Here is a 564-nt window from a genome sequence, read left to right as displayed (position 1 = left end):
CGGTCTTGAGTCTGTCGGGATGCGGTATCGCGGAGGTGCGCGGCATCCAGAAAGACGCGATGCGCGACACGCGCGCGCAGCTCGACGCTGCCCCGAGCAGCCGCCCGGTCTTCCAGATCCATGAGGGGGCATGGCTTCTTGGCGAGAAGGTCAAGGCGACCAAGCCGCAACCGGAACTCTTCAACAAGCCCGTGTCGTACAACGACGCACGGGACCGCATCAGTACGCTTGCCGACGTTGCCGACTGGATTGCTCGCACTTACAACGTACGGGTGGTCATCGATCCCTCGGTGAATGCACCGTTCCCCTCGGCGCAGTCCATTGTGACCACCGGCGCAACCGGCGCAGTCAAGGGGCCGCAACTACCCGCAGGGCTCGCTACGAGTCTTGCAGGCGCGCCCAACGCAACGTTGGCCGCCCCAGGTGGCATGCAGTCTGGGGCCGCAGCGATGCCGACGCAGTCACCGCTGCACTACGTTGGCGATTTCAAGGGTTTTATGCGGACGAACGAGCAGCGCTACAACGTCTACTCGCGCTTTCGCGACGGCACCCTCACGTTCTTCC

At 64.0% G+C, this 564-nt stretch carries 1 pseudogene; it reads left to right on the top strand.

The features are described 5' to 3' along the window. Positions 1 to 564: pseudogene (locus tag ACRYR9_RS19905) on the top strand (pilus assembly protein PilN); the annotation flags it as partial.

The sequence above is a fragment of the Kineococcus auxinigenes genome (assembly GCF_050871525.1).
Lineage (GTDB): Bacteria > Actinomycetota > Actinomycetes > Actinomycetales > Kineococcaceae > Kineococcus.
The sequence above is the reverse complement of the archived record's forward strand: the minus strand, read 5'-3'. Positions and strand labels throughout refer to the sequence as shown.